A 23,550-nucleotide genomic window follows, 5' to 3' on the forward strand; every position below is an offset into this window, starting at 1 on the left:
CCCGCATGACCGCCCTATTCCTCCGCGACCTCAAACTTTCGATCCGCGCCGGCGGCGGCGCACTGATCGGCGTGCTGTTCTTCCTGACCGTCGTCGCCGTCATCCCCTTCGGCGTCGGGCCGGATCTCAAGCTGCTTTCACGCATCGGCCCCGCCATCGTCTGGATCGGCGCGTTGCTCGCCGCCCTTCTCGGTCTCGACCGCCTGTTCCAGGCCGAGCGTGATGACGGATCGCTCGATCTGATGCTGATGCAGGAAACGCCGCTCGTGCTCACCGTGCTGGTCAAATGCTTCGCCCACTGGACCGCCACCAGCCTGCCGCTGGTCATCGCCTCGCCGCTGCTCGGCCTCTTCATGAACATGAACGAGACGTCGATCGGCGCCACCATGCTGACGCTCTTCGTCGGATCGCCCGCGATCACCTTCATCGGCGCCGTCGGCGCTGCCGTCGCCGTCGCCCTGCCCCGCGGCGGCTTGCTGGTCTCGATCCTCGTGCTGCCGCTGACCATCCCCGTGCTGATCTTCGGCGTCAGCGCCACCTATGCCGCAGTCGAGGATCCGGCGCCATTCCTGCCGCCCTTCCTCATATTGATCGCACTGACGCTCTTCTTCGCGGTCATCGGTCCGGCCGCCGCCGCCTTGGCGCTGCGAAACACGTCGGATTGAATGCCATTCGATTGCGGGAATGGCTGGATCAAGGTAAGGAAGCGGGCATGAGCCAAACCAGCCTTGCCATCAGCAAAATCAGCGATCTCGCCAACCCGACGCGGTTTCTGGCGCTGGCGGCCCGAGTCGTTCCCTGGATGGCCGGCATCACCGCCGTCTGTTTTGCGATCGGCCTTTATCTGAGCTTCGCCACGGAAGGCGATTACCAGCAGGGCGAGACGGTACGCATCATGTATATCCATGTGCCCTCGGCCTGGCTTTCGATGATGTGCTACACGATCATGAGCGTCTCGGCGATCGGTACGCTCGTCTGGCGCCACCCGTTGGCCGACGTCTCCGCCAAGGCAGCAGCTCCGCTCGGCGCAGCGTTTACGCTGCTCGCGCTCGTCACCGGCTCGCTCTGGGGCAAACCGATGTGGGGCACCTGGTGGGTCTGGGATGCGAGGCTCACCTCCGTCTTCATTCTCTTCCTGATGTACCTTGGCCTCATTGCGTTGAGCCGCGCCATCGATGACCCATCCAGAGCGGCGCGCGTCTCCGCCGTGCTCATCCTGGTCGGCTTCGTCAACATCCCGATCATAAAGTTCTCGGTCGACTGGTGGAACACGCTGCACCAGCCGGCAAGCGTGATGCGCCTCGACGGCCCTGCGATCGATCCGGAATTTCTGCGCCCGCTCCTCGTCATGGCCATCGCCTTCACGCTGCTCTTCTTCACGCTGCACATCATGGCAATGAGAAACGAGATCTGGCGCCGCCGCGTCGCCGCCCAGCGCCGTCTCGCCGCCCGCATGGCCAGCCGGGAGGAATAGGCCTTGACCCACGCCTTCTATGTCTATGCATCCTATGGCGCCGCCGCATTGGTGACGACCGCCATCATCCTGTGGACCTGGGCCGACGGCAGGGCGTGCCGCCGCGAGCTTGCAGCGCTCGAGGCCGCCGGTATCCGCCGCCGCTCGGCGCGGCCGAAGGACGGCGAATGACCGAGACACCCGAAACCAGAACTGCCAAGCCGCGCGGATTTGGCCGCTACGCGCTGGCGCTTCTGCCGCTGATCGTATTCGGCGGCATTGCCGCGACGGCTGCGAAGATGCTCTACGATCAGGATTTCCATGGCAAGAACATCGCCGAAATTCCTTCCGCCCTGATCGGCACCAAGGCGCCGTCGCTGAACCTTCCACCGCTCGAAGGCGCCAACCTGCCGCCGCTGACCGACGCCGCGATCGTCGGCAAGCTGACCCTCGTGAACGTCTTCGCCTCCTGGTGCATCCCCTGCCGTGACGAGCACCCTATCCTGAAGGAACTCGCGAAAGATGGCCGGCTGAACATCGTCGCCATCAATTACAAGGACAAGAACGAGAACGCGCTGCGCTTCCTTGGCGAACTCGGCAATCCCTATAAGGCGATCGGCGTCGATCCGAACGGCAAGGCGGCGATCGATTGGGGCGTCTACGGCATTCCGGAAAGCTATCTGGTCGGCCCCGACGGCACCATCCTATACAAGCGGGTCGGTCCCTTCGACGATATCAGCCTGAAGGAAGGGCTGTTTCCGGCGATGGAAAAGGCGCTGGGCAAGCAGGCGTCGTAGGTTTTTGGAGAGCGGCTCCCGCAAACCGGAATTAACCCCCACCCTGCCATACCCTGATAGCCTCGACGGGCCAGATCAGCATCAGCACATTGAGCGTCAGGTTGTCGCGGATCACATAGCCGGTGAAAACCTCGAAGAAGATGGCGATCGCCACCGTCAGCGCGACCGGCGCGCGCCAGGCGAAGAAGAAGCCGAGGCACATGAAGACGGTGTCCATCGCCGAATTCAGGATGCTGTCGCCGTAATAATCGAGCGCGATCGTCGCCGTGCGGTAGCGGTCGATGATAAGAGGCGAATTTTCCAACAGTTCCCAGGCGGATTCGATGAACAGCGCCAGCAGCAGCCTTGCCGCAAGCGGCTTGCCGCGCAGGACCAGGTGAGCGAGCCCGTAGAACAGGAAGCCGTGGATGATGTGCGACGGCGTGTACCAGTCAGACAGATGCTGCGAATTGCCGCTGGTATTGACCCCGCCCTCCCACAGCTTGACATAGCCGCAGGCGCAGATCGGTACGCGGCCGATCAGATATTCGGCAACGACCTGGGCGACCAGGACCGCGAGGCAGGCGACGAACCAGAAGGTCTGATGTCTTGCTCGATATTCGGCGTCTGCTGCGCTCACGTCTCGCCGTCCGTTTCCAGATTGACGCTATGTTTCAGCACCAGCGGCATCTGCGCCAGCGTGAAGATGATGGTGATCGGCATCGTGCCCCAGACCTTGAAGGCGACCCAGGTATCGTTGGAAAAATTGCGCCAGACGACTTCGTTCAGCACGGCCAGAAACAGGAAGAAGACGCCCCAGCGGATGGTAAGCTTGCGCCACCCCGCGGCATCGAGTTGGAAGGCCGCATTGAATACATAGCCGAGCAGCGACCGGCCGAAGGCAAGCCCGCCGAGAAGCGCCACTCCGAAGAGCGTATTGACGATGGTCGGCTTCATCTTGATGAACGTCTCGTTCTGCAGCCAGATCGACAGCGAGCCGAAGATGACCACGACGATGCCAGAGACAAAGGGCATGATCGGCAAATGGCCGAGCACGATCTTCGACACGGTCAGCGAAATGACCGTCGCCGCCATGAAAAGAGCGGTCGCGACGAACAGAGGACCGCCCAGCTCCGAAAGAGCAGGAAATCTCTCCACCAGCCACTGACCGCGAAGATTGGCAAAAAAGAAAATCATCAGCGGCCCGAGTTCCAGCGCCAGTTTCAGCATCGGATGATGGCGGTCGGCCGCGCTCGGGGTGATATCGCTTTCGGTAGTCATGCGCTCTTCAAACCTGCTATTGCTGAAAACCTGTTTCCCGACCGTCCCTTGCAGGCTTTCGGCGGCATATCTGTGGCATCATTGGGGAAGCCCGGCAATGGCGTGAGCAAAATCCTCGGCCTCGAACGGCTCCAAATCGTCCACACCCTCGCCGACGCCGATGAAATAGACCGGCAGCTTGTGCTTGGCAGAGATCGCGACGAGAATGCCGCCGCGCGCAGTGCCGTCGAGCTTGGTCATGATCAGCCCGTTGACGCCGGCGACATTGCGGAAGATCTCAACCTGGCTCAGCGCATTCTGTCCCGTCGTGGCATCGAGCGTCTGCAGCACGGTATGCGGCGCATCGGGATCGAGTTTGCCGAGCACGCGCACGATCTTCTCGAGTTCGGCCATCAGTTCGGCCTTGTTCTGCAGGCGACCGGCTGTATCGACGATCAGCACGTCGCATTTTTTCGCCTTGGCCTGTTCGAAGGCGTCATAGGCGAGGCCGGCGGCATCCGCGCCGAGCTTGGTGCCGATGAATTCGGAATTTGTCCGCTCGGCCCAGATCTTCAGCTGCTCGATCGCCGCCGCGCGGAATGTATCGCCGGCAGCCAGCATCACCTTCAGCCCGGCGCCCGAAAGTTTCGCCGCGAGCTTGCCGATTGTCGTCGTCTTGCCGGTGCCGTTGACGCCAACGACGAGGATGACGTGCGGCTTGTGCGAGAGGTCGAGCTGCAGCGGCTTGGCGACGGGCTTCAACACCTTGGCGATTTCGGATGCCATGATGCGGCTGACATCCTCGCCCGTCACATCCTTGCCGTAGCGTTCGGAAGCGAGCGTATCGGTGACGCGCATTGCCGTCTCGACGCCGAGATCGGCCTGGATCAACAAGTCCTCGAGATCCTGCAACGTCTCGTCATCGAGTTTGCGCTTGGTGAAGAGCGCGGTGATCTGACCGGTGAGCTGCGAGGAGGTGCGCGCGAGACCGTTGCGCAGGCGCTGGAACCAGCTGAGCTTCGGTTGGGGGAGAACGGGTTCGGGTTCGGCAACCTTCGGGCCGGTGGCGAAGCCTTTGGGGAGGATGGGAGATTCAAGTTTCGGCTGTTCTGGGATCGCATCGACGGGTCCGGCCCTGCCGGTTATCTCCCCCACAAGGGGAGAGGTCGGCTGAACGGAGATGTTTGGTATCTCATCGATCTCAGGCGAAATCTCCTCTGGAGGCGTTTCTGCGGCTTCCTCGACTTTTTCAGCCGAAATCGGCGCGTCAGGCTCCAAATGATCTCCCCCCTTGTTGGGGAAATGTCCCGGAGGGACAGAGGGGGGTGTTTCCCCAACGGTTTCGACAGGCGCCTGGATTTCGCCCTGCACCTCCGCTACCGCCTCAGCTTCCAGCAATGAAAGCGGCACGACACCCATGTCACCCAAATGATCGGCCGGCAGCAGAACTTCCGCTTCGGCCCCAACAGGCTCCTCGGCCCCGCCCTCGCCGACATCGGCGGCCGGCCCGCCTGCCGTATCCATCTCCTCGGGACGAACAGGATCTTCCGCGATCGGCAGGTCTTCGTCGCGCGAGCGCGGTTCAAGTTCCCGCTCCACTGCCTCGGGCACGCGCTCTTCAGCCGGCTTGCCGAAGGTGAAGACCTTTTTGATGAAACTGAGCGCCATGGGGATTCCGTGAAAGTCAGGCCGCTGCGGCCGTCAATTGCATGTCGAGATGCTTGCCATTGTGGCCGGTGATCGTCGCCGGCACAAGCTCGCCGGGGCGAAGACCGGGGGCTGCGACCAGCGTGAAATTCTCCGTATGCGCCAGGCCATTGTTTTCGACAAGCAGCCACTGCCGGGTTCCGACCATGCGATCGAGATGGGATTGGTGCAGCCTATGTCCAGTGGCGCGCAGCCGGGCGGCGCGATCCTTGACCAGCGACCGGTCGAGCTGCGGCATTCTGGCGGCCGGCGTCCCGGGACGCGGGCTGTAGGGGAAAACGTGCAGATGCGCGATGCCGGCCTCTTCGGCAAGCCGCACGGAATTGGCGAACATCTCTTCCGTTTCCGTCGGAAAACCGGCGATCATATCGGCGCCGAAGCTCATGTCCGGGCGGAGCCGCCGCGCGTCCTCTATGAACCGCAGCGCATCGGCGCGCGAATGCCGGCGCTTCATGCGCTTCAGGATCATGTCGTCGCCATGCTGCAGCGACAGATGCAGATGCGGCATGAAGCGGGGCTCGTCGGCAATGAGGTCCATCAGATGAGCGTCGGCCTCGATGCTGTCGATCGAGGAAAGCCTGAGACGGCGGATATGCGGAATCTGCTTCAGCAGCGTCTTCGCGAGAAGCCCGAGGGTCGGCGCGCCGGGCAAATCGCCGCCATAGCTGGTGGCATCGACTCCGGTCAGTACGATTTCGCGATAACCGCTGTCGACCAGCTTGCTGGCCTGGTCGACGACTGCGCCCATCGGCACCGAGCGGGAATTACCGCGGCCATAGGGAATGATGCAGAAAGTGCAGCGATGGTCACAGCCGTTCTGCACCTGGATGAAGGCGCGCACATGGCCGTCGATGTGCCTGACCATCTGCGGCGCCGTCGCCTTGACGCTCATGATATCGTTGACGCGCAGCTTCTCTTCGGCCGAAACGCCGAAATCCGGCAGGCTGCGATAGGAGGCGCTCGCGAGCTTTTCCTCGTTACCGAGCACCGCGTCGACCTCCGCCATGGCGGCGAAGGTCTCTTTTTCCGTCTGCGCGGCGCAGCCGGTGACGATGATGCGGGCATGCGGATTGTCGCGCCGCGCCCGACGGATCGCCTGGCGGGCCTGGCGCACGGCTTCGCCGGTCACGGCACAGGTATTGACCAGGATGGCGTTGTTGAGCCCCGCCTTCTCGGCCTGCACCTTCATCACTTCGGATTCATATGTGTTGAGGCGGCAGCCGAAGGTAATGACCTCGATGCCGCTCACTGTGCCTCGACCTCTTGCGTTCCATCACGCGACCAGAGGCCTGTCGAGGGATCGAGCCGGCCCGACCATTCCCATTCGGCAGGACCCGTCATGATGACGTGATCGTCGCGCTCGCGCCATTCGATCGAAAGTGTCGCCGACGGCTTGGCGCTCGCCACGTTGATCGTCACCTTGCGGCCGGTACGGCCGGTACGCGCGGCGCTGACAGCGGCGGAACAGGCGGCCGAGCCGCAGGCAAGCGTCAACCCCGCGCCACGCTCCCAGGTGCGCGTCGTCAAGGATGTCGGCGACGTCACCTGCGCAAGCGTGATATTGGCGCGTTCGGGAAACATCGGGTGATTTTCGAGCAGCGGCCCGAAGCGGGCGAGATCATAGGACATCACGTCCTTGTCCACCCAAAAGATCGCATGCGGATTGCCCATCGACATCGCGGAAGGCGAATGCAGGACGGGGTTGTCGATCGGGCCGATCTGCAGTTCGATACGGCTTGTGTCGTGAAATTCCTCCGCCAGCGGGATCCGGTTCCATTCGAAGACCGGCTTGCCCATATCGACGGAGATCGTCCCGTCGTCGTGCTCGACGGCATTGAGAATGCCGGCGACCGTCTGGAAGGTGAAAGCCTTCCGGCCGGTCTCGGCGGCGAGCGCCTGCACGACGCAACGCGTACCGTTGCCGCAGGCCTGCGCCTTCGAGCCGTCGGAATTCAAGATATCGATGAAGGCATCGGTACCTTTGGCCTTCGGATCATGGATTGCCATGATCTGATCGAACTCGGTCTGCGGATCGGCATTGAGCGCCACAGCCGCTGCGGGCGTCACCTTGTCAGGCCGGCCGCGCATGTCGACGACCAGGATCTTGTTGCCAAGCCCGTTCATCCTTGCGAATTCGACCGTTGCACTCATATTGTCATTCCGTCCGCTTTTCGGCTGTATATGGCGGAAATGCGAGGGAATTACCAGTGGGTGAGTGCCGCGGGGGCATTGCCGCCGACTGAGCCTTCGGAGCAGTCCGGTTTCTACCGCTGCCTGCCGTCGGATTCGAACGACGCCGCATGCGCCTCGACGATAGCGGCGGTGATGACCTTCCTCAGCTCGTAGACCAGCGAGCGGGACCGTTTTCGATCCAGGTCCTGTGCCGCCTTTGCAAGACTAAGGCCTTCGTTCAGAACAATATGATGGGCTCGTGCCAGTGCCCAACTTTCAATATCGGGATTCATCATCGATATCTCCGCCGGATCATCCGGCATCAAGGATATTCACGAATCATTTTACAGGATGCACTTAAGTAGAAAATAGAATCATAAGCGGAATATTTTGCAACTACCTTGTATTGTGGATTGTGACTGCGAGCAGAAGTTTTAACGTTCGCGGCCGCCCGCCACATGGGCCTCTGACATCCGGCCACGCGCCTGTTCCGCGTATTCACCTTGACTTTCCCGCCGCTTTCCTGTTTATCGCGCCCAATCCGCGACGAGCCGCATGACTCCGAGCCGCCGACCGGGACTTCGAGATCCCGGAGGTCAACACCCGACAGCGCGATGCGCCCTCGGGTGCTTTTTGGCTTTGCGTCTTGTTTTCGTCACGGAAAAGCACGACGTTTCCGGGCATATCGAACCCGCCCGAAACGTATCAAGGAAGAACCGATGTTTGAAAACCTCCAGGACCGTCTTGGATCCATTCTTAATGGACTGACAGGCCGTGGCGCGCTTTCGGAAGCCGATGTTTCCGCAGCGCTGCGCGAGGTTCGCCGCGCGTTGCTGGAGGCCGATGTCGCGCTCGATGTCGTCCGCTCCTTCACCGACCGCGTGCGTGAAAAAGCCGTCGGCGCCGAGATCCTGAAGTCGATCAAGCCTGGTCAGATGGTCGTCAAGATCGTGCATGACGAACTGGTTGAGATGCTGGGCGGCGAAGGTGTAGGCATCGATCTGCATGCGCCGGCCCCTGTCGTGGTCATGATGGTCGGCCTGCAGGGCTCGGGCAAGACGACGACGACCGCCAAGATCGCCAATCGCCTGTCGACGCGCGATAAGAAGAAGGTGCTGATGGCGTCGCTCGATACGCGTCGTCCGGCAGCCCAGGAACAGCTTCGCCAGCTCGGCGCGCAGACCAATATCGACACGCTGCCGATCATTGCAGGCCAGTCGCCGACCGATATCGCCGCCCGCGCCGTGCAGGCGGCCAAGCTCGGCGGCCATGACGTCGTCATTCTCGACACCGCCGGCCGCACTCATATCGACGAGCCCTTGATGGTCGAGATGGCCGACATCAAGAAGCGCTCGATCCCACACGAAATCCTGCTGGTCGCCGATAGCCTCACCGGCCAGGACGCCGTCAACCTCGCCCGCAATTTCGACGAACGCGTCGGCATCACCGGCCTTGTACTAACCCGTATGGACGGCGATGGCCGCGGCGGTGCTGCCCTTTCGATGCGCGCCGTCACCGGCAAGCCGATCAAGCTGATCGGCGTCGGCGAGAAGATGAGCGAGCTCGAGGAGTTCCATCCCCGCCGCATCGCCGACCGCATCCTCGGCATGGGCGACATCGTCTCGCTCGTGGAGCGTGCCGCCGAGAATATCGATGCCGAGAAGGCGGCCGCCATGGCCGCCAAGATGGCCAAGGGCAAATTCGACCTCAACGACCTCGCCGACCAGCTGCGCCAGATGCAGAAGATGGGTGGCATGGGCGGTATCATGGGCATGATGCCCGGCATGGCCGGCATGAAGGACAAGATGGCCGCCGCCGGTCTCGACGACAAGCTTTTCGGCCGTCAGATCGCCATTATCCAGTCGATGACCAAGGCCGAACGCGCCAATCCCGACCTGCTCAAGCATTCGCGCAAGAAGCGCATCGCCGCCGGCTCCGGCACCGATGCAGCCGCCATCAACAAGCTTCTGAAGATGCACCGCCAGATGGCTGATATGATGAAGATGATGGGCGGCAAGGGCAAAGGCGGCATGATGAAGCAGATGATGAGCGGCCTTGCGGGCAAGATGGGGCTTGGCGGCGGCATGGGGGGCGGCATGCCCGACCTCTCGAATATCGACCCGAAGCAGTTAGAAGCCCTGCAGAAGCAGGCGGAAGCGGCGGGGCTTGGTAAGCCGGGTGCGGGCATGCCCGGTCTCGGCGGACTGCCGGGTGGTTTGCCTAGCCTCGGCGGCGCCAAGCTGCCGGGCCTTGGCGGTGGTTTCCCGGGATTGCCCGGCTTGCCGAAGAAGAAGTGAAAGGATCGCTTGCCCCATGATTGATCCAGACGTCAAAGCCCAGCTCGCGAGCTATCGTCAGTCGATCGACAATATAGATGCCGCTCTCGTGCACATGCTGGCCGAACGCTTCCGCTGCACGAAAGAGGTCGGCCTGCTGAAGGCCAAATATAATCTGCCGCCGGCCGATCCGGCGCGCGAAGAATACCAGATCGAACGCCTTCGCCAGCTGGCGAAGGCCGCCAATCTGGATCCGGATTTCGCCGAGAAGTTCCTGAACTTCGTCATCAAGGAAGTCATCCGGCATCATGAGCAGATCGCTGCGGATCACGCTGAACAGAGCGCCGCAGCCCGATAACCCTACCGCCTTACGAAGCGGTCAAGAAAAGCCTAAGGAGTAAAGAACATGGCACTGAAAATTCGTCTCGCCCGCGGTGGCTCCAAGAAGCGTCCGTACTACCACGTCGTGCTCGCCGATGCGCGCAGCCCGCGTGACGGCCGCTTCCTCGAAAACCTCGGCTCCTGGAACCCGATGCTCGCCAAGGACGATGAGAAGCGCGTTCAGCTGAACGCCGAGCGCATCAAGCACTGGATCGACAACGGCGCCCAGCCGACCGACCGCGTTCTGCGCTTCCTCGATGAAGCCGGCGTTGCCAAGCGCGAAGCCAAGAACAACCCGATCAAGGCTAAGCCCGGCAAACGCGCCCAGGAACGCGCCGCCGAAAAGGCTCAAAAGGCCGCTGACGCCGCTGCAGCTGCTGCCGACGCTGCGGAATAATCGGGACCTCTCCCTATCGAGCGGGCGGCATGGCGACATGCCGCCCGTTTTCGTTTCCAATCGCCCGCACTTCGTTTATGAGAAGCTGTCTTCCGGCTTCACATGTAGGAACCCATGACAAAGCTTGAAAACCCGGTTTTGATGGCAACGATCGGTGGCGCTCAGGGCCTCAGGGGCGAGGTGCGCGCCAAGGCCTACACGGCCGATCCGACGGCGATCGGCGATTACGGCCATCTGCACAGCATGGACGGACGCAGCTTCGAAATTCTCGAAATCCGCGAGATGAAGAACGTCGTCGTCGTCCGTTTCCGCGGCATCAACGACCGCAACGCCGCCGAAGCGCTGAACGGGCTTGAACTCTATATCGAGCGAGACAACCTGCCGGACGATGAGCTCGAGGAAGACGAATTCTATTATGCCGATCTCGAAGGGCTCGAAGCGCTTGATAACAAGGGCGTCAGCTACGGCACGGTCACCGGCATCTTCGATTTCGGCGCCGGCGATCTGCTGGAGCTCAAGGGCCCGGGCAAGCGGCCGGTTCTCATTCCCTTCTCGGAAGCCTCTGTGCTGGAAATCGATCTTGAAGCCGGCACGCTGCTGATCGATCCGCTGGCGGCGGGACTGGTCGACGACCCCGAGCTTTCGCCGTTCACCGCGGGCAAGCCAAAAAAGAAGAAGTAATGGCTTTTCGCGCGCGCGTACTGACACTTTATCCGGAAATGTTTCCGGGGCATCTTGGTTTCTCGCTCGCCGGCAAGGCGATGGAGCGCGGGCAATGGTCGCTGGATCCGGTACAGATCCGCGACTTCGCCACCGATAGACACCGCACCGTCGATGACACGCCGGCCGGCGGCGGCGCCGGCATGGTGCTTAAGGCTGACGTTCTGGCGCGCGCGATCGACAGTGCCGGTGAAGATGACCTCCGCCCGCGCCTGCTGATGAGCCCGCGCGGCCGGCCGCTGACGCAGCAGCGCGTGCGCGAGCTTGCGGCGGGTGACGGCGTCATCATCGTCTGCGGCCGTTTCGAGGGCGTCGACCAGCGGGTAATCGAGGCGCGTAGACTGGAAGAAGTCTCGATCGGCGACTATGTGCTGTCGGGCGGCGAGCCAGCGGCGCTGGTCCTGCTCGATGCGATCATCCGCATCCTGCCGGGCGTCATGGGCAATGACCTCTCCGGCCTGCACGAAAGCTTCGAAGGCGGGCTGCTGGAACATCCCCATTATACCCGCCCGCAGGAGTGGGAGGGCCGCGAAATTCCTTCGGTTCTTACCTCGGGCAACCACGGCGCGATCGAGAAATGGCGGCGCGAGCAGGCAGTTCGACTGACGGAGGAGCGGCGGCCGGATCTGCTCGAAAAGGCGAAGCGCGATAAAAACGGCTGATTCCGCCGGCCATTTCACAAAAATGTCGTGCGAGGGATGACAAGCGCCGGCCTTTCGTGTATTGGCGCACGCGGAAATGGGGTTAACCCCGTCTGCCAGCAAACAAAGAATGGCGAATCCGCTCCCGCCCGCAAGGGCAAAATCCTGAGGTTACCCAAGGGATCAGTGTCGAGCGCTCTGGCTGTTTCAGAAGAACCAAAGGTTAAGACGATGAACATCATCCAGCAGCTCGAGGCCGAACAGGCCGCCAAGATCGAAGCCAAGCGCACGCTTCCCGAATTCTCCCCGGGCGACACCGTCCGCGTCAACGTCAAGGTCACGGAAGGCAACCGTACCCGCGTTCAGGCCTATGAAGGCGTCTGCATCGCCCGCTCCGGAGGCGGCCTGCAGGAAAACTTCACGGTCCGCAAGATCTCCTACGGTGAAGGCGTCGAGCGCGTATTCCCGGTCTACTCGCCGCTGATCGAAAGCGTCGACGTCGTTCGCCGCGGTAAGGTCCGCCGCGCCAAGCTCTATTACCTCCGCGACCGTCGCGGCAAGTCCGCCCGTATCGTTGAAGACACCGGCGTTCGCGCCCGCAAGCTCAACGACGCCGAGCGCGCTGCTGTCGCCGAGGAAAAGGCCCGTATCGAAGCTGAGAAGGTTGCAGCAGCCCAGGCGCTCGCCGCCGAGAAGGCAGCAGCCGAGGCTGCCGAAGCCAAGGCCGCTGCTGAAGCAGCCGCTGCAGCCGAGGCCGAGAAGGCAGCAGAATAATATCTGCGCAAAATTCTGTTTCTGGAAAGGCGGTCTTCGGATCGCCTTTTCTGTTTTTTGCGCGCCCGTGCAGATGACGGCCTTGCCACAGGCCTATTTTCCGTGACAATTTTCGCGTTCAATTTGGAGCGTTCAATGCTGTTTCGTCGTACCGTCCTTGCGGGCCTCGCCGCCCTTTCTCTTCTGCCGTTCGCCGCATCGGCCGCCGAACTGCCGGACCTCGGCGGCAAGAGCGTCGTCGTCGTCACCGAGAATGCCTATCCGCCGCTGCAGTTCGTCGATCCGAAATCAGGGAAGGCGATCGGCTGGGAATATGATGCGATGAATGAGATCGCCAAGCGGCTGAATTTCAAGGTCGAGTACCAGAACACCAGCTGGGACGCGATGATCCAGGCGGTTTCCGACGGCCAGTACAACATCGGCATGACCGGCATCACCATCAAGGACGACCGCAAGCAGAAGGTCGACTTCTCCGATCCCTATATGCGCTCTCAGCAATTCATGCTGGTGCGCGGCGATGAGAAACGCTTCACCGACGCCAAGTCCTTCGGTGATTTCAAGGATGGCCTGATCGGCGCCCAGCCGGGCACTTCGCCTTTCTACACCGCCGTCTATGAAATCCTCGACGGCAACGAGCAGAACCCGCGCATCAAACTTTTCGAAACCTTCGGCGCAACCGTGCAAGCCTTGAAGACAGGCGACGTCGATCTCGTCCTCACCGACAGCGTCGCTGCAAAGGGTTATGTCGATTCCTCGAACGGCGGACTGAAGGTGGTCGGCGAACCGCTCGGCACCGAGGATTTCGGTTTCATCTTCCCGAAAGGCTCCGATCTCGTCGCTCCCGTCAATGCCGCCATCGCCGCGCTGAAGGCTGACGGAACATTCGATGCGCTGAACAAGAAGTGGTTTCTCGACTACAAGATGGGCGAATAGTCCCTCGAGCGATCGCAGATGGCGCCACAACCATCCCCGCGACAGGAGAAGGACGACCGTCCCTGGTGGCTGGCCGTCCTTATCCTGATCGGCATCGTTCTCGCCGTCGTTATCATCACCAACGACATTTACACCCAGGTCTTCCGCACCGTGGTGAATGGCGTCGGCGTCACCGTATTTGTGACGCTCGTCGCTTTTGCGCTGGCTACGGTGCTTGGTCTCGGCATCGCGCTGCTAGGCCTGGCGGACAGCGTCGTGCTGCGCCAGATCGCCCGCTTCTACATCGAGATCATCCGCGGAATCCCAATCCTGGTGCTGCTCTTCTACGTCGCCTTCGTCGGAGCGCCGGGATTTGTCGCGGCCTATAACGCGATCATCACACCTTTGGTGAAGGCCGGCGTCGCCGAACCGATCCTGGTGCGCGACCTCTCGTTGATGTGGCGGGCCATCATCGCGCTGATGATCGGCTATTCCTCCTTCATTGCCGAGATCTTCCGCGCCGGCTTCCAGTCGGTCGATATCGGCCAGATCGAGGCAGCAAAGTCGCTCGGCTTATCGCGCTACCGCCGCTTCCGGCTCGTCGTCTTCCCGCAGGCGATCGGGGTCATCTTCCCGCCGCTCTCCAACGATTTCGTCTCGATGGTGAAGGACTCCTCCCTTGTCTCCGTGCTCGGCGTGGCCGATATCACTCAGATGGGTAAGGTCTATGCGTCCGGCTCCTTCCGCTTCTTCGAGACTTACTCGATTGTCACCTATATCTACCTGATCCTGACAATCGGCCTGTCGCTGGCGCTGCGGCGGATCGAGAAGAAGATGAAGCAGATGCCGCGGCGATAGAGCTTCATGATTCGAATTGCCGTTTCCATCAAAAATCGCTATATCCAGCGCCATGGAATCCAAGTTCAGATGCACTGGCGCGCATATTTTCGTGCTGCAGGATCATTATCGCCTGCCGGCGCGGTTCTTCGCATGCGTTTCCGGTGCGCTCAACAGCCGACTTCGTTGATCGAATGACGGCCGGCGGAGCCTGATCCGCTTATTTCCGATTTTCAAAAGCTTCCAAAAACGGACTTACCGCAATGAGCGCACCGCGTACCCTCTACGACAAGATTTGGGACGACCATCTGGTCGATGAACAGGCAGACGGCACCTGTCTTCTCTACATCGACCGTCACCTGGTCCATGAAGTCACCTCGCCGCAGGCTTTCGAAGGCCTGCGCATGTCCGGCCGCAAGGTTCGCGCCCCGGAGAAGACGCTTGCCGTCGTCGATCACAACGTTCCCACTTCGGCCGACCGCCATCTCGGCATCAAGAACGAGGAAAGCCGCATCCAGGTCGAGCAGCTCGCCAAGAATGCCGCCGAGTTCAATGTCGAATATTATTCCGAGAACGATAAACGCCAGGGCATCGTCCACATCATCGGGCCGGAACAGGGCTTCACCCTGCCGGGCATGACGATCGTTTGCGGCGATAGCCATACCTCCACGCACGGCGCCTTCGGCTCTCTCGCCCACGGCATCGGCACGTCCGAGGTCGAGCACGTTCTCGCCACCCAGACGCTGATTCAGAAAAAGGCGAAGAACATGCTGGTGCAGGTCGACGGCCAGCTGCCGGCGGGCGTCACCGCCAAGGATATCGTTCTTGCCATCATCGGCGAGATTGGCACTGCAGGCGGCACTGGCTACGTCATCGAATATGCCGGCGAAGCGATCCGTGCGCTTTCGATGGAAGGCCGCATGACGATCTGCAACATGTCGATCGAAGGCGGCGCCCGCGCCGGCCTCATCGCCCCTGACGAAACCACCTTCGAATATATCAAGGGCAAGCCGCGCGCACCGAAGGGCGAAGCCCTCGAACAGGCGATCGCCTATTGGAAGACGCTGAAATCAGACGAAGGCGCTCATTTCGACCGCGTCGTCAAACTGAACGCCGCCGAATTGCCGCCGATCGTTTCTTGGGGCTCCTCGCCGGAGGACGTCGTCTCCGTTCAGGGCACCGTGCCGAACCCGGACGAAATCCAGGACGAAACGAAGCGTGCCTCCAAGTGGCGGGCGCTTGATTATATGGGCCTGAAGCCGGGCACGAAAATGACCGACATCGCCGTCGACCGCGTCTTCATCGGCTCGTGCACCAACGGCCGCATCGAAGACCTGCGTGCCGCTGCCAAGGTCGTCGAGGGCAAGACGGTCGCCGCGACCGTCAACGCCATGATCGTCCCGGGCTCCGGCCTCGTCAAGGAACAGGCTGAAGCCGAAGGCCTCGACAAGATCTTCAAGGCCGCCGGTTTTGACTGGCGCGAGCCCGGCTGCTCCATGTGCCTTGCCATGAACGACGACCGCCTGAAACCGGGCGAGCGTTGCGCCTCCACGTCGAACCGCAATTTCGAAGGTCGTCAGGGCTTCAAGGGCCGCACGCATCTCGTCTCGCCGGCCATGGCCGCCGCCGCCGCGATTGCCGGGCACTTCGTCGATATCCGCGAATGGAACTGATCCGTCCGGCGGAATGAAGGATGAAGCCGCCCGACGCGTCTCTGCGCATCGGGCGGCTTTTATATCGAGCGTGACCGGCGATCAGAAAGCCGCCGTCATCGGATCCGGCCCCATGCGGGCGCCGGCATTGTCAAGCTTGGCGATCGCCGCCATGTCGTCGGCATCGAGCTTGAAGTCGAACACCTGGAAGTTCTCCTCGATTCGCGACGGCGTGACCGATTTCGGGATCACGACGAGGCCGGTATCGATATGCCAGCGGATGATGACCTGGGCCGGCGTCTTGCCATGCTTCCTGGCGATCTCGCCGATGGCAGGGTTCGAGATGAATTTGCCCTGGCCGAGCGGGCTCCAGGATTCGGTGGCGATGTTCAGTTTCTTGTGAGCCTCCTGCGCCGCCCTCTGCTGAAAGTCGGGGTGCAGTTCGATCTGGTTGATGACCGGAACGACGCCGGTCTCACCGATGATGCGCTCGAGATGTTCCGGATAGAAATTCGACACGCCGATCGAGCGGGCGCGGCCCTCTTCGCGGATGCGCACGAAAGCCTTCCAGGTCTCGGTGTAGAGGCCGCGATGCGGCGACGGCCAGTGAATGAGATAGAGATCGACATAGTCCGAACCAAGCTTCTTGAGGCTGCCGTCGAAGGCGCGCAAAGTATTGTCGTAACCCTGATCGGTGTTCCTGAGCTTGGTGGTGACGAATATATCCTTGCGGTCGAGGCCGGACGAGCGGATGCCTTCGCCGACGCCCTCTTCATTGTCGTAACCCGAAGCCGTATCGATATGCCGATAGCCGGCGGCGATGGCAGTGCGTACCGTCGGGGCGGCAATCTCCTGCGGCGTTTGCCAGACGCCGAGACCAACCTGGGGAATGGAATGTCCGTCATGGAAAGTGATGATGGGTTGAGCGGTCACAATATATCTCCGGGAGTTTGAAGAATTGGACGAGGCATGGATTGCGTCCGCACCTGCGGACGTCCCGGATCGCATTTCAGCCGGAGCGTCCGGTCACCGAGACCATATAGGTGGCGGCGGCTTGAAGACAATCAGAGGACCCGGACAATCGTGCCCTTTCGAAGGTGAGGCAGAAGGCGGCGCATATCGCTGAGGCTTACGGCCACGCAGCCGGCCGTCGGCTCGTAGCCGGGTCTGATAAGATGGAAGAAGATCGCCGAACCTCGATTGCGCGCCCGCGAGGAAATGTTCCAGTCCATAACCAGGCAGATATCGTAGACGCCGTCTCCGCGCCGCATTTCCTCATGGCTTGCGGCGAAGGGCGCCCGGACGAGGCGGTTGTAGTTGGCATCGCCGGGCTGGTCGCACCAGAGCATGTCCGCGCGGATACGCCGGATGGGAAGCGAGGTGATGAGTTGACCGTTCCGTTCACCGCGCCGGAAACCGAATATCAACCGCATCGCCGCGATCGGCGTGGCGCCATCGCCCTCGCGTTTGAGGATGGTACGCCCCGAACGGCCGATCGCGGCCGGGACGGTGATTGCGCCGAACCGGACGATCGCGCGGCTCTTCCGCCCTGGAGCGGGGCGCACCACGATCGTCGATGGCCGCATGCCCCGGCTCCGCCTTGCTTTTTCCATCTTTCTCGCATGTCTTGCATTGCCTGAGGTCATAATTGAAATCATATGAAAACCTGCCCGGCAACAGCCCGCCAGCCGATCCTTGGCCAAAGCTGCAATTTGGCGTAGGACTAGGGGAATTAACTTTGAGGACGCAACGGCATGACCGCACGCACCATTCTTCTGGTGGATGACGACGAGGACCTTCGTCAGACCCTGACGGAGCAATTGTCGCTATATGAGGAGTTCACGGTTCTGCAGGAAGCGAACGCCGGCAAAGGTGTTGCGACCGCCCGTTCGACGCCGGTCGACCTCTTGATCATGGATGTCGGCCTGCCAGATATGGACGGCCGCGAGGCGGTGAAGCTCCTGCGCAAGGGCGGCTTCAAAGCGCCGATCATCATGCTGACCGGCCACGATACCGATTCGGACACGATCCTCGGCCTCGAAGCCGGCGCCAACGACTACGTCACCAAGCCCTTCCGTTTCGCCGTGCTGCTCGCGCGCATCCGCGTACAACTGCGCCAGCATGAGCAGAGCGAGGACGCGACCTTCACCGTCGGCCCCTATCTCTTCAAGCCGAGCCAGAAGCTGCTGACCACCGACAATGGCCAGAAGATCCGCCTGACGGAAAAGGAAGCAGCGATCATCCGCTATCTCTACCGCGCCGAACAGAAGGTCGTCACCCGTGACGTGCTTCTTGAAGAGGTCTGGGGCTATAATTCGGGTGTAACGACGCACACGCTGGAAACCCATGTCTACCGGCTGCGCCAGAAGATCGAGCGCGATCCCTCCAACGCCGAAATTCTGGTCACGGAAAACGGCGGCTACAAGATCATACCCTAGAGCATTTCCGCTTTTCTTCGGATCACGGAATGTCTTTCTCTTTGTTTTCACGCAATTTCGGATGCAAGGCCCTATGCACTTTTGCTGGAACTGCTCTAAGGCGAAAAAGCCCTGATGGCGCTGACTGACGACATTCATCTGCTCTCGCGACTTCCGTTGTTCAAGGACATGAGCGAGGACCAGTTGCGGCTGATCGCCTTCGGCGCCGACCGGCGCATGATCGCCGCCGGCCAAATGCTGTTCCGCCAAGGCTCGCCGGCCGAGAGCGCCTATGTCGTCCTGAGCGGCAGCCTGGAACTCAGCACGACGAGCAGCGACGGCATGCAGCGGACCGAGGCAGTCGCCGGGCCGGGAACACTGATTTCCGAGCTGGCGCTGGTCACCTTGGTGGAGCGCAAGTTCACAGCGATTGCGCGCGAGGACACGAGCATCATCCGCATCACCCGCGCCCTCTTCCATCGGCTGCTCGAGGAATATCCGGACGCAGCACGGCTGATCGAGAATCGCATCCGCGACAATCTCGCCGAACTTGCGGCAAAGGCCGCAAGCCAATTTCACCGCTTCAGCTGATTGCCGTCAGAAGTCGAAATGCGCCGTTACCGGCACATGGTCCGACGGCCGGTCCCAACCGCGTGCCTCCTTCAGGACCTCGATCCGCTGGAGATGCGGCCCGAGATCGGATGAGGACCAGATGTGGTCGAGGCGCCGGCCGCGATCGGCCGCCTCCCAGTCCTTAGCGCGGTAGCTCCACCAGGTATAGAGCTTTTCGCTAGCCGGCACGTGATGACGCATGAGATCGAGCCAGCCGCCGCGTTGCATCACCTCGAGCAGCCCGTCGGTTTCGACGGGCGTATGGCTGACGATCTTCAGCAGTTGCTTGTGCGACCAGACGTCTTGCTCCAGCGGCGCGATGTTGAGGTCACCAACCAGGATGGCGGACGTATTGGCCTCGCCATTCGCCTTCAGCTGCTTCATCTCCTCGATGAAATCGAGTTTGTGGCCGAATTTCGGATTGATGGTACGATCGGGCTCATCGCCGCCGGCTGGGACGTAGAAATTATGCAGCCGGATGCGGCGATTGCCCCGCTCGAACACTGCCGATATGTGGCGGGCATCGCCCACGCCGCAATAATCCTGCCGGTGATCCTCCGTCAGTGGAATGCGCGAGGCGATCGCCACCCCGTGATAGCCCTTTTGGCCGTGGATGATGATGTGGTCGTAGCCCATCGCCCGCAGGGGTGCCGCGGGAAAGAGCTCATTCGGCACCTTGGTTTCCTGCAGGCACAGGATGTCAGGCCTGTGCTTGAGAACGAGCTGTTCGACGATCGGCATACGCAGCCGCACCGAGTTGATGTTCCAGGTGGTAATCGAAAAGCCCATGCCATGCCCTCTCGCGTCCAATCCCGCATGCCAGCCGACCCACGGAACTGCAGCTCGACGCGACGCGCTTTCATGAAAGGGCTTTAGAACAATGGCGGACGTGAGGGAACCGGCCGCTTGCGAAAGCGGCCGAAGATCAACCGAAAATGCTTCAGTCGCGTGAAGCTGCCGTGCCCGGAATGCTCTCGTAAGGCACACGGAAGACCCGGTCGTCGAACTTCACGCCTGTCTTGACGTTGAAGATCATCACCGACGTGTCCTTGCCCTGGTTGTCGGTGATCGTCCACTGACGCAGGTCGTAGGTCTTCGGATCGAACATCATGGTGATGGTCGAGTTTCCGAACACCGTATTGTTGCCGAGCGCGATCGTCGTCAGGTCCGACTCCTCCTTCACGCCCTTCACCATGCCGGCCGAAAGGTCGATACGCTGCGCCAAGAGCAGGCTGAGCGGGGTTTTGGAGAGTGGATAGAGATCCCAGGTCTTGAGCTTCATATTGCCGATGGCGACGTTTTTGCCGTCGGCGATCACCCGCATCGGCGACGGATCGTCATAGTTGAAACGCAGCTTGCCCGGGCGCTGGATGAAGAACTTGCCGCCGGTCTGTTCGCCGCGCGGACCGAACTGGACGAATTCGCCTTGCATCGTCGTGACGCCGGAGAAATGATCAGCGATTGCCTGCGCCGTGCCGGAGGCGGGCGCTGCCGCCTGCGCGATGGCGCTGAAGGGGACGGTGCTGGCGATCGCAGCGCCGGCGAAAACGCCGAGAAGATCGCGGCGCGTCATCGCCAGGCCGGCGAGCAAGGAATCGGAGTTACGCATCTAAATCTCCTTTATGCGATCTGCATGCCGCTGAAAGGCGGCGTCTTCAAGGCGCTGCGATCGGCGCGAAAAGCAACGGCGTTAATGCCGCCGCGTTTTCGCCAAGCGGCTATATCAGAAATATATGGCGCTTCTCTCAGCGGTCGAGGATGTCGCCCTCGGTCGGAACGAGGATTTCTCGTTTGCCGGCATGGTTGGCGGGCCCGATGATGCCTTCCTTCTCCATACGCTCGATCAGCGAGGCGGCGCGATTATAGCCGATACCAAGCCGGCGTTGGACGTAAGAGGTCGAAGCCTTGCCGTCGCGCAGCACGATGGCGACGGCTTGATCATAGGGATCTTCCGAATCCGAAAGGTTCGACGTGCCGGCCGGCCCGCCGCCATAATCGCCCTCCTCGTCGTCATCGGCGGTGATCGCATCGAGATATTGCGGCGAGCCCTGCGTCTTCAGGTAGGAGACGATCTCTTCCACCTCGACATCCGAGACGAAGGGACCGTGGACGCGTTGGATACGCCCGCCGCCGGCCATGTAGAGCATGTCGCCCATGCCGAGCAGCTGTTCGGCGCCCTGTTCCCCGAGAATGGTGCGACTGTCGATCTTCGAGGTGACCTGGAAGGAGATGCGGGTCGGGAAGTTCGCCTTGATCGTGCCGGTGATGACGTCGACCGACGGACGCTGGGTCGCCATGATCACATGGATGCCCGCCGCACGCGCCATCTGCGCCAGGCGTTGAACCGCGCCTTCGATGTCCTTGCCGGCGACCATCATCAGATCGGCCATCTCGTCGATGATGACGACAATATAGGGCATCGGCTTGAGATCGAATTCCTCGGTCTCATACATGGCCTCGCCGGTATGGCGGTCGAAGCCGGTCTGCACCGTGCGGGAGATAACCTCGCCCTTCGACAGCGCCTGTTCGACGCGGGTATTGAAGCCGTCGATGTTGCGCACGCCGATCTTCGACATCTTCTTGTAGCGCTCTTCCATCTCGCGGACGGTCCATTTGAGCGCGACGACGGCCTTCTTCGGATCGGTGACGACGGGCGAAAGCAGATGCGGAATCCCGTCGTAGACGGAAAGTTCGAGCATCTTCGGGTCGATCATGATCAGCCGGCACTGTTCCGGCGTCATGCGATAGAGCAGCGATAGGATCATCGTGTTGATGGCGACGGATTTGCCCGAGCCGGTGGTGCCGGCGACGAGCAGGTGCGGCATCTTCGCGAGGTCGGCGATGACGGCTTCGCCGCCGATCGTCTTGCCGAGCGCCATGGCAAGCTTGGCCTTGCTGGCGTCGAAATCCCGGGAGGCGATCAATTCGCGGAGATAGACGGTCTCGCGCGTCTGGTTCGGCAGTTCGATACCGATGGCATTGCGGCCCGGCACGACGGCGACGCGAGCGGCGATGGCGCTCATCGAGCGAGCGATATCGTCGGCAAGGCCGATGACGCGCGACGACTTGATCCCGGGCGCCGGCTCCAGTTCGTATAGCGTGACGACGGGGCCTGGACGGACATGGATGATCTCGCCCTTGACGCCGAAATCTTCCAGCACACCCTCGAGCATCCGGGCATTCTGCTCCAGCGCGTCGGCCGACAGTGTCGAATCGCGCACCACGTTCCTGGGCTCGGCGAGCAAATGCATCGAGGGAAGCTGGAAGCCCTCGGGACGAATGAACGAGCCCTGCGCCTCCCGCTCGACACGCACGCCGGGCTTCGGGCGCGTGATCGCAGGGACGACACGAGGCTCCGGCTTGGCGGCGGCTTTCGCCGGCGCGCGGATCATCCAGTCGTCGTCATCGTCGTCGTCGGGCAGGATGTCGGCCGGACGCGGCGGCATGTCGGCATCGAAGGGTGGATCGTCGTCCATATCCTCGTCGTCGATGGAAACCGACGGCGTGGCGGCGACGCGCCGCGGCGAAGCCGCCCGCGGCTCCATCGATGGCTCCAGGCGCTCCCCGCGGACGGCGGGCGCTTTGGCGCGGACCGGTTCGTTCAGCGTGCCGAACTCATCGTCGTTGAAATCATAAGGCGACTCGAAATCGCCCTGGCGCCGCTTGCGCGGTCCCATGCCGAAGAGCCGCCGCAGCCGGCCCTGGCTCATGTACCAGGCATGCGTCATGGCGCCGCTGAAAGCAACCCAGCGTGACGCGTCCTCTTCCTCGTCCTCGTCTCCGACGACTCGAGCCTTGCTCGTCGTCTCGACGTAATCGTCCTCGAGTTCGTCATCATCCTCGCTGCGGCCGACGAGGCCTGATGCAAAGAGCATCATCCAGGCGGTCGGCACGGCAAAGATGCAGCCGACCACCATGGCGAAAGTGCCGGTGGGATAAGCGCCGACGAACAGTGCGGGGAAGCGCAGGATCATATCGCCGATGACGCCGCCGATACCGTTCGGGATCGGCCAGGTAAGCGGTGGCGGGAAACAGCCTACGACGGCGGAGGAAAGCACCGAGCCGGCAAGCCAGGCGCCGATGCGGGCGGGGATGCGGTCGAAGCGACGGCCGGAGATCATCGTCAGCGCCCAGGCCACGATCGGCAGCATCGACACGACGCTGGCAAGCCCCAGGAACTGCATCACGATGTCGGCAAAGGCGGCGCCGCTATAGCCGAGGATATTCGTCGGCAGGTTGGCGGTGGCGTAGGAATAGCTCGGATCCGCGACGTTCCATGTCGCCAGCGCCGCAACGCAGAACGCCAGTAGCAGAAAGATCGCAAAGCCGATGAGTGCCTGGATCTGCCGCAGCATGAATGCCGAGAAGGAGAACCGATCCGGACGGCCATCCATTGCCGGCGACGTGCTTCTTGCCATGTGTCTAACCCGTCCAATGCCTGAGGGCAGGCGAATCGCCGAAGCCTCGCCATACCAAATGCGTCCGCTCTACCTAACCAGAGCGGGGTTAAAGCGATGTTAACCATGCGTGCCGGCGTGCGCATTCCCGAGGGGAAACGAAAAA

The 23,550-nt window shown here is 61.8% G+C and carries 26 protein-coding genes; 15 read left to right on the plus strand and 11 right to left on the minus strand.

Translation table 11 applies throughout. From position 1 onward, the window contains the following. The first annotated feature begins 5 nt into the window (after window positions 1-5). Genes ccmB through J2J98_RS20090 form a run of 4 tightly spaced genes read left to right on the plus strand, consistent with a single transcriptional unit; the run spans window position 6 to window position 2,250 of the window. Window positions 6-665 (plus strand): heme exporter protein CcmB, encoded by a 660-nt coding sequence (gene ccmB, locus J2J98_RS20075; protein WP_207601936.1) that lies wholly within the window; start codon window positions 6-8, stop codon window positions 663-665. Window positions 666-712: 47 nt separating this feature from the next. Next, a complete protein-coding gene (locus tag J2J98_RS20080) occupies window positions 713-1,474 on the plus strand; it encodes a heme ABC transporter permease (RefSeq protein WP_064708017.1) in 762 nt (253 codons plus the stop codon). A gap of 3 nt (window positions 1,475-1,477) precedes the next feature. Next, window positions 1,478-1,645 carry a heme exporter protein CcmD gene (gene ccmD / locus J2J98_RS20085; RefSeq protein WP_138396373.1) on the plus strand — a complete coding sequence of 56 codons (168 nt, stop codon included), beginning with the start codon at window positions 1,478-1,480 and terminating at the stop codon, window positions 1,643-1,645. Then, window positions 1,642-2,250, plus strand: coding sequence for a DsbE family thiol:disulfide interchange protein (locus J2J98_RS20090; RefSeq protein WP_064708019.1), 609 nt, complete (start codon window positions 1,642-1,644; stop codon window positions 2,248-2,250). The genes ccmD and J2J98_RS20090 overlap by 4 nt, the downstream gene beginning before the upstream one ends. 31 nt (window positions 2,251-2,281) lie before the next feature. Here the strand turns inward: J2J98_RS20090 and J2J98_RS20095 are convergent, their stop codons facing one another. The 6 genes from J2J98_RS20095 to J2J98_RS20120 all read right to left on the minus strand — a co-directional run bounded on the left by J2J98_RS20095 (window position 2,282) and on the right by J2J98_RS20120 (window position 7,664). Further along, window positions 2,282-2,869 carry a DUF2585 domain-containing protein gene (locus tag J2J98_RS20095; protein ID WP_138396374.1) on the minus strand — a complete coding sequence of 196 codons (588 nt, stop codon included), beginning with the start codon at window positions 2,867-2,869 and terminating at the stop codon, window positions 2,282-2,284. Beyond that, a complete protein-coding gene (locus tag J2J98_RS20100) occupies window positions 2,866-3,510 on the minus strand; it encodes a septation protein A (protein WP_138396375.1) in 645 nt (214 codons plus the stop codon). The genes J2J98_RS20095 and J2J98_RS20100 overlap by 4 nt, the downstream gene beginning before the upstream one ends. A gap of 78 nt (window positions 3,511-3,588) precedes the next feature. Further along, window positions 3,589-5,157, minus strand: a complete 1,569-nt coding sequence (gene ftsY, locus J2J98_RS20105; RefSeq protein WP_207601937.1) for a signal recognition particle-docking protein FtsY — start codon at window positions 5,155-5,157, stop codon at window positions 3,589-3,591. Between the two features lie 16 nt (window positions 5,158-5,173). Next, the gene (gene mtaB, locus J2J98_RS20110) at window positions 5,174-6,445 is read right to left on the minus strand and encodes a tRNA (N(6)-L-threonylcarbamoyladenosine(37)-C(2))-methylthiotransferase MtaB (protein WP_207601938.1); all 1,272 of its coding nucleotides are present in this window, start codon (window positions 6,443-6,445) and stop codon (window positions 5,174-5,176) included. After that, window positions 6,442-7,347: a diaminopimelate epimerase gene (gene dapF, locus J2J98_RS20115; protein WP_207601939.1), complete on the minus strand. Its 906-nt coding sequence runs from the start codon at window positions 7,345-7,347 to the stop codon at window positions 6,442-6,444. Before dapF ends, mtaB begins: the two co-directional genes overlap by 4 nt. Window positions 7,348-7,460: 113 nt before the next feature. After that, on the minus strand, window positions 7,461-7,664 hold the full coding sequence (locus tag J2J98_RS20120; protein WP_064708224.1) for a hypothetical protein: 204 nt from the start codon (window positions 7,662-7,664) through the stop codon (window positions 7,461-7,463). 423 nt (window positions 7,665-8,087) lie between these two features. On the opposite strand from J2J98_RS20120, the gene ffh reads away from it, so the two are divergent. The 9 genes from ffh to leuC all read left to right on the plus strand — a co-directional run bounded on the left by ffh (window position 8,088) and on the right by leuC (window position 15,979). Next, window positions 8,088-9,665, plus strand: coding sequence for a signal recognition particle protein (ffh, locus tag J2J98_RS20125; RefSeq protein WP_207601940.1), 1,578 nt, complete (start codon window positions 8,088-8,090; stop codon window positions 9,663-9,665). Window positions 9,666-9,681: 16 nt separating this feature from the next. Next, on the plus strand, window positions 9,682-10,002 hold the full coding sequence (locus J2J98_RS20130) for a chorismate mutase (RefSeq protein WP_012485540.1): 321 nt from the start codon (window positions 9,682-9,684) through the stop codon (window positions 10,000-10,002). A 48-nt stretch (window positions 10,003-10,050) separates the two neighbouring features. Next, window positions 10,051-10,422: a 30S ribosomal protein S16 gene (gene rpsP, locus J2J98_RS20135; RefSeq protein WP_064708026.1), complete on the plus strand. Its 372-nt coding sequence runs from the start codon at window positions 10,051-10,053 to the stop codon at window positions 10,420-10,422. Between the two features lie 114 nt (window positions 10,423-10,536). Beyond that, a complete protein-coding gene (gene rimM / locus J2J98_RS20140) occupies window positions 10,537-11,103 on the plus strand; it encodes a ribosome maturation factor RimM (protein WP_207601941.1) in 567 nt (188 codons plus the stop codon). Continuing rightward, window positions 11,103-11,804: a tRNA (guanosine(37)-N1)-methyltransferase TrmD gene (trmD, locus tag J2J98_RS20145; protein ID WP_207601942.1), complete on the plus strand. Its 702-nt coding sequence runs from the start codon at window positions 11,103-11,105 to the stop codon at window positions 11,802-11,804. The genes rimM and trmD overlap by 1 nt, the downstream gene beginning before the upstream one ends. 210 nt (window positions 11,805-12,014) lie before the next feature. After that, entirely contained in the window at window positions 12,015-12,557 is a 543-nt protein-coding gene (gene rplS / locus J2J98_RS20150; protein ID WP_064708028.1) for a 50S ribosomal protein L19, read from the plus strand. Window positions 12,558-12,692: 135 nt separating this feature from the next. After that, window positions 12,693-13,490 carry a basic amino acid ABC transporter substrate-binding protein gene (locus tag J2J98_RS20155; RefSeq protein ID WP_064712587.1) on the plus strand — a complete coding sequence of 266 codons (798 nt, stop codon included), beginning with the start codon at window positions 12,693-12,695 and terminating at the stop codon, window positions 13,488-13,490. 18 nt (window positions 13,491-13,508) lie between these two features. Next, window positions 13,509-14,327 carry an amino acid ABC transporter permease gene (locus J2J98_RS20160; RefSeq protein ID WP_207601943.1) on the plus strand — a complete coding sequence of 273 codons (819 nt, stop codon included), beginning with the start codon at window positions 13,509-13,511 and terminating at the stop codon, window positions 14,325-14,327. 242 nt (window positions 14,328-14,569) lie between these two features. After that, window positions 14,570-15,979, plus strand: coding sequence for a 3-isopropylmalate dehydratase large subunit (gene leuC, locus J2J98_RS20165; RefSeq protein ID WP_064708030.1), 1,410 nt, complete (start codon window positions 14,570-14,572; stop codon window positions 15,977-15,979). Between the two features lie 81 nt (window positions 15,980-16,060). Here leuC and J2J98_RS20170 read toward each other — a convergent pair whose 3' ends face one another. Further along, window positions 16,061-16,891 carry an aldo/keto reductase gene (locus J2J98_RS20170; RefSeq protein ID WP_064708031.1) on the minus strand — a complete coding sequence of 277 codons (831 nt, stop codon included), beginning with the start codon at window positions 16,889-16,891 and terminating at the stop codon, window positions 16,061-16,063. 131 nt (window positions 16,892-17,022) lie between these two features. After that, window positions 17,023-17,544, minus strand: a complete 522-nt coding sequence (locus tag J2J98_RS20175; RefSeq protein WP_207601944.1) for a L,D-transpeptidase family protein — start codon at window positions 17,542-17,544, stop codon at window positions 17,023-17,025. 168 nt (window positions 17,545-17,712) lie between these two features. Between J2J98_RS20175 and J2J98_RS20180 the strand changes: the two genes are divergently transcribed. Then, window positions 17,713-18,396 (plus strand): response regulator transcription factor, encoded by a 684-nt coding sequence (locus J2J98_RS20180; protein WP_011427159.1) that lies wholly within the window; start codon window positions 17,713-17,715, stop codon window positions 18,394-18,396. Between the two features lie 114 nt (window positions 18,397-18,510). Next, on the plus strand, window positions 18,511-18,966 hold the full coding sequence (locus J2J98_RS20185) for a cyclic nucleotide-binding domain-containing protein (protein WP_138396385.1): 456 nt from the start codon (window positions 18,511-18,513) through the stop codon (window positions 18,964-18,966). 6 nt (window positions 18,967-18,972) lie between these two features. On the opposite strand, the gene J2J98_RS20190 is transcribed toward J2J98_RS20185, so the two are convergent. From J2J98_RS20190 to J2J98_RS20200, 3 genes are all read right to left on the minus strand, one after another. Then, complete coding sequence (locus J2J98_RS20190; RefSeq protein ID WP_064708033.1) at window positions 18,973-19,776, minus strand: exodeoxyribonuclease III; 804 nt, start codon at window positions 19,774-19,776, stop codon at window positions 18,973-18,975. A gap of 151 nt (window positions 19,777-19,927) precedes the next feature. Next, complete coding sequence (locus J2J98_RS20195; RefSeq protein ID WP_207601945.1) at window positions 19,928-20,596, minus strand: outer membrane lipoprotein carrier protein LolA; 669 nt, start codon at window positions 20,594-20,596, stop codon at window positions 19,928-19,930. A gap of 136 nt (window positions 20,597-20,732) precedes the next feature. Beyond that, complete coding sequence (locus tag J2J98_RS20200; RefSeq protein WP_207601946.1) at window positions 20,733-23,405, minus strand: FtsK/SpoIIIE family DNA translocase; 2,673 nt, start codon at window positions 23,403-23,405, stop codon at window positions 20,733-20,735. Between the last annotated feature and the right edge of the window lie 145 nt (window positions 23,406-23,550).

Source organism: Rhizobium bangladeshense (genome assembly GCF_017357245.1).
Classification (GTDB): domain Bacteria; phylum Pseudomonadota; class Alphaproteobacteria; order Rhizobiales; family Rhizobiaceae; genus Rhizobium; species Rhizobium bangladeshense.

Excerpts from the sequence above, each read along its gene's own strand:
- ccmB (WP_207601936.1), top strand. The coding sequence starts at position 6 with ATGACCGCCCTATTCCTCCGCGACCTCAAACTTTCGATCCGCGCCGGC.
- J2J98_RS20080 (WP_064708017.1), top strand. The coding sequence starts at position 713 with ATGAGCCAAACCAGCCTTGCCATCAGCAAAATCAGCGATCTCGCCAAC.
- J2J98_RS20090 (WP_064708019.1), top strand. The coding sequence starts at position 1,642 with ATGACCGAGACACCCGAAACCAGAACTGCCAAGCCGCGCGGATTTGGC.
- J2J98_RS20100 (WP_138396375.1), bottom strand. The coding sequence starts at position 3,510 with ATGACTACCGAAAGCGATATCACCCCGAGCGCGGCCGACCGCCATCAT.
- ftsY (WP_207601937.1), bottom strand. The coding sequence starts at position 5,157 with ATGGCGCTCAGTTTCATCAAAAAGGTCTTCACCTTCGGCAAGCCGGCT.
- dapF (WP_207601939.1), bottom strand. The coding sequence starts at position 7,347 with ATGAGTGCAACGGTCGAATTCGCAAGGATGAACGGGCTTGGCAACAAG.
- J2J98_RS20120 (WP_064708224.1), bottom strand. The coding sequence starts at position 7,664 with ATGATGAATCCCGATATTGAAAGTTGGGCACTGGCACGAGCCCATCAT.
- ffh (WP_207601940.1), top strand. The coding sequence starts at position 8,088 with ATGTTTGAAAACCTCCAGGACCGTCTTGGATCCATTCTTAATGGACTG.
- J2J98_RS20130 (WP_012485540.1), top strand. The coding sequence starts at position 9,682 with ATGATTGATCCAGACGTCAAAGCCCAGCTCGCGAGCTATCGTCAGTCG.
- rpsP (WP_064708026.1), top strand. The coding sequence starts at position 10,051 with ATGGCACTGAAAATTCGTCTCGCCCGCGGTGGCTCCAAGAAGCGTCCG.
- rimM (WP_207601941.1), top strand. The coding sequence starts at position 10,537 with ATGACAAAGCTTGAAAACCCGGTTTTGATGGCAACGATCGGTGGCGCT.
- trmD (WP_207601942.1), top strand. The coding sequence starts at position 11,103 with ATGGCTTTTCGCGCGCGCGTACTGACACTTTATCCGGAAATGTTTCCG.
- rplS (WP_064708028.1), top strand. The coding sequence starts at position 12,015 with ATGAACATCATCCAGCAGCTCGAGGCCGAACAGGCCGCCAAGATCGAA.
- J2J98_RS20155 (WP_064712587.1), top strand. The coding sequence starts at position 12,693 with ATGCTGTTTCGTCGTACCGTCCTTGCGGGCCTCGCCGCCCTTTCTCTT.
- J2J98_RS20160 (WP_207601943.1), top strand. The coding sequence starts at position 13,509 with ATGGCGCCACAACCATCCCCGCGACAGGAGAAGGACGACCGTCCCTGG.
- leuC (WP_064708030.1), top strand. The coding sequence starts at position 14,570 with ATGAGCGCACCGCGTACCCTCTACGACAAGATTTGGGACGACCATCTG.
- J2J98_RS20175 (WP_207601944.1), bottom strand. The coding sequence starts at position 17,544 with ATGCGGCCATCGACGATCGTGGTGCGCCCCGCTCCAGGGCGGAAGAGC.
- J2J98_RS20180 (WP_011427159.1), top strand. The coding sequence starts at position 17,713 with ATGACCGCACGCACCATTCTTCTGGTGGATGACGACGAGGACCTTCGT.
- J2J98_RS20185 (WP_138396385.1), top strand. The coding sequence starts at position 18,511 with ATGGCGCTGACTGACGACATTCATCTGCTCTCGCGACTTCCGTTGTTC.
- J2J98_RS20190 (WP_064708033.1), bottom strand. The coding sequence starts at position 19,776 with ATGGGCTTTTCGATTACCACCTGGAACATCAACTCGGTGCGGCTGCGT.
- J2J98_RS20195 (WP_207601945.1), bottom strand. The coding sequence starts at position 20,596 with ATGCGTAACTCCGATTCCTTGCTCGCCGGCCTGGCGATGACGCGCCGC.
- J2J98_RS20200 (WP_207601946.1), bottom strand. The coding sequence starts at position 23,405 with ATGGCAAGAAGCACGTCGCCGGCAATGGATGGCCGTCCGGATCGGTTC.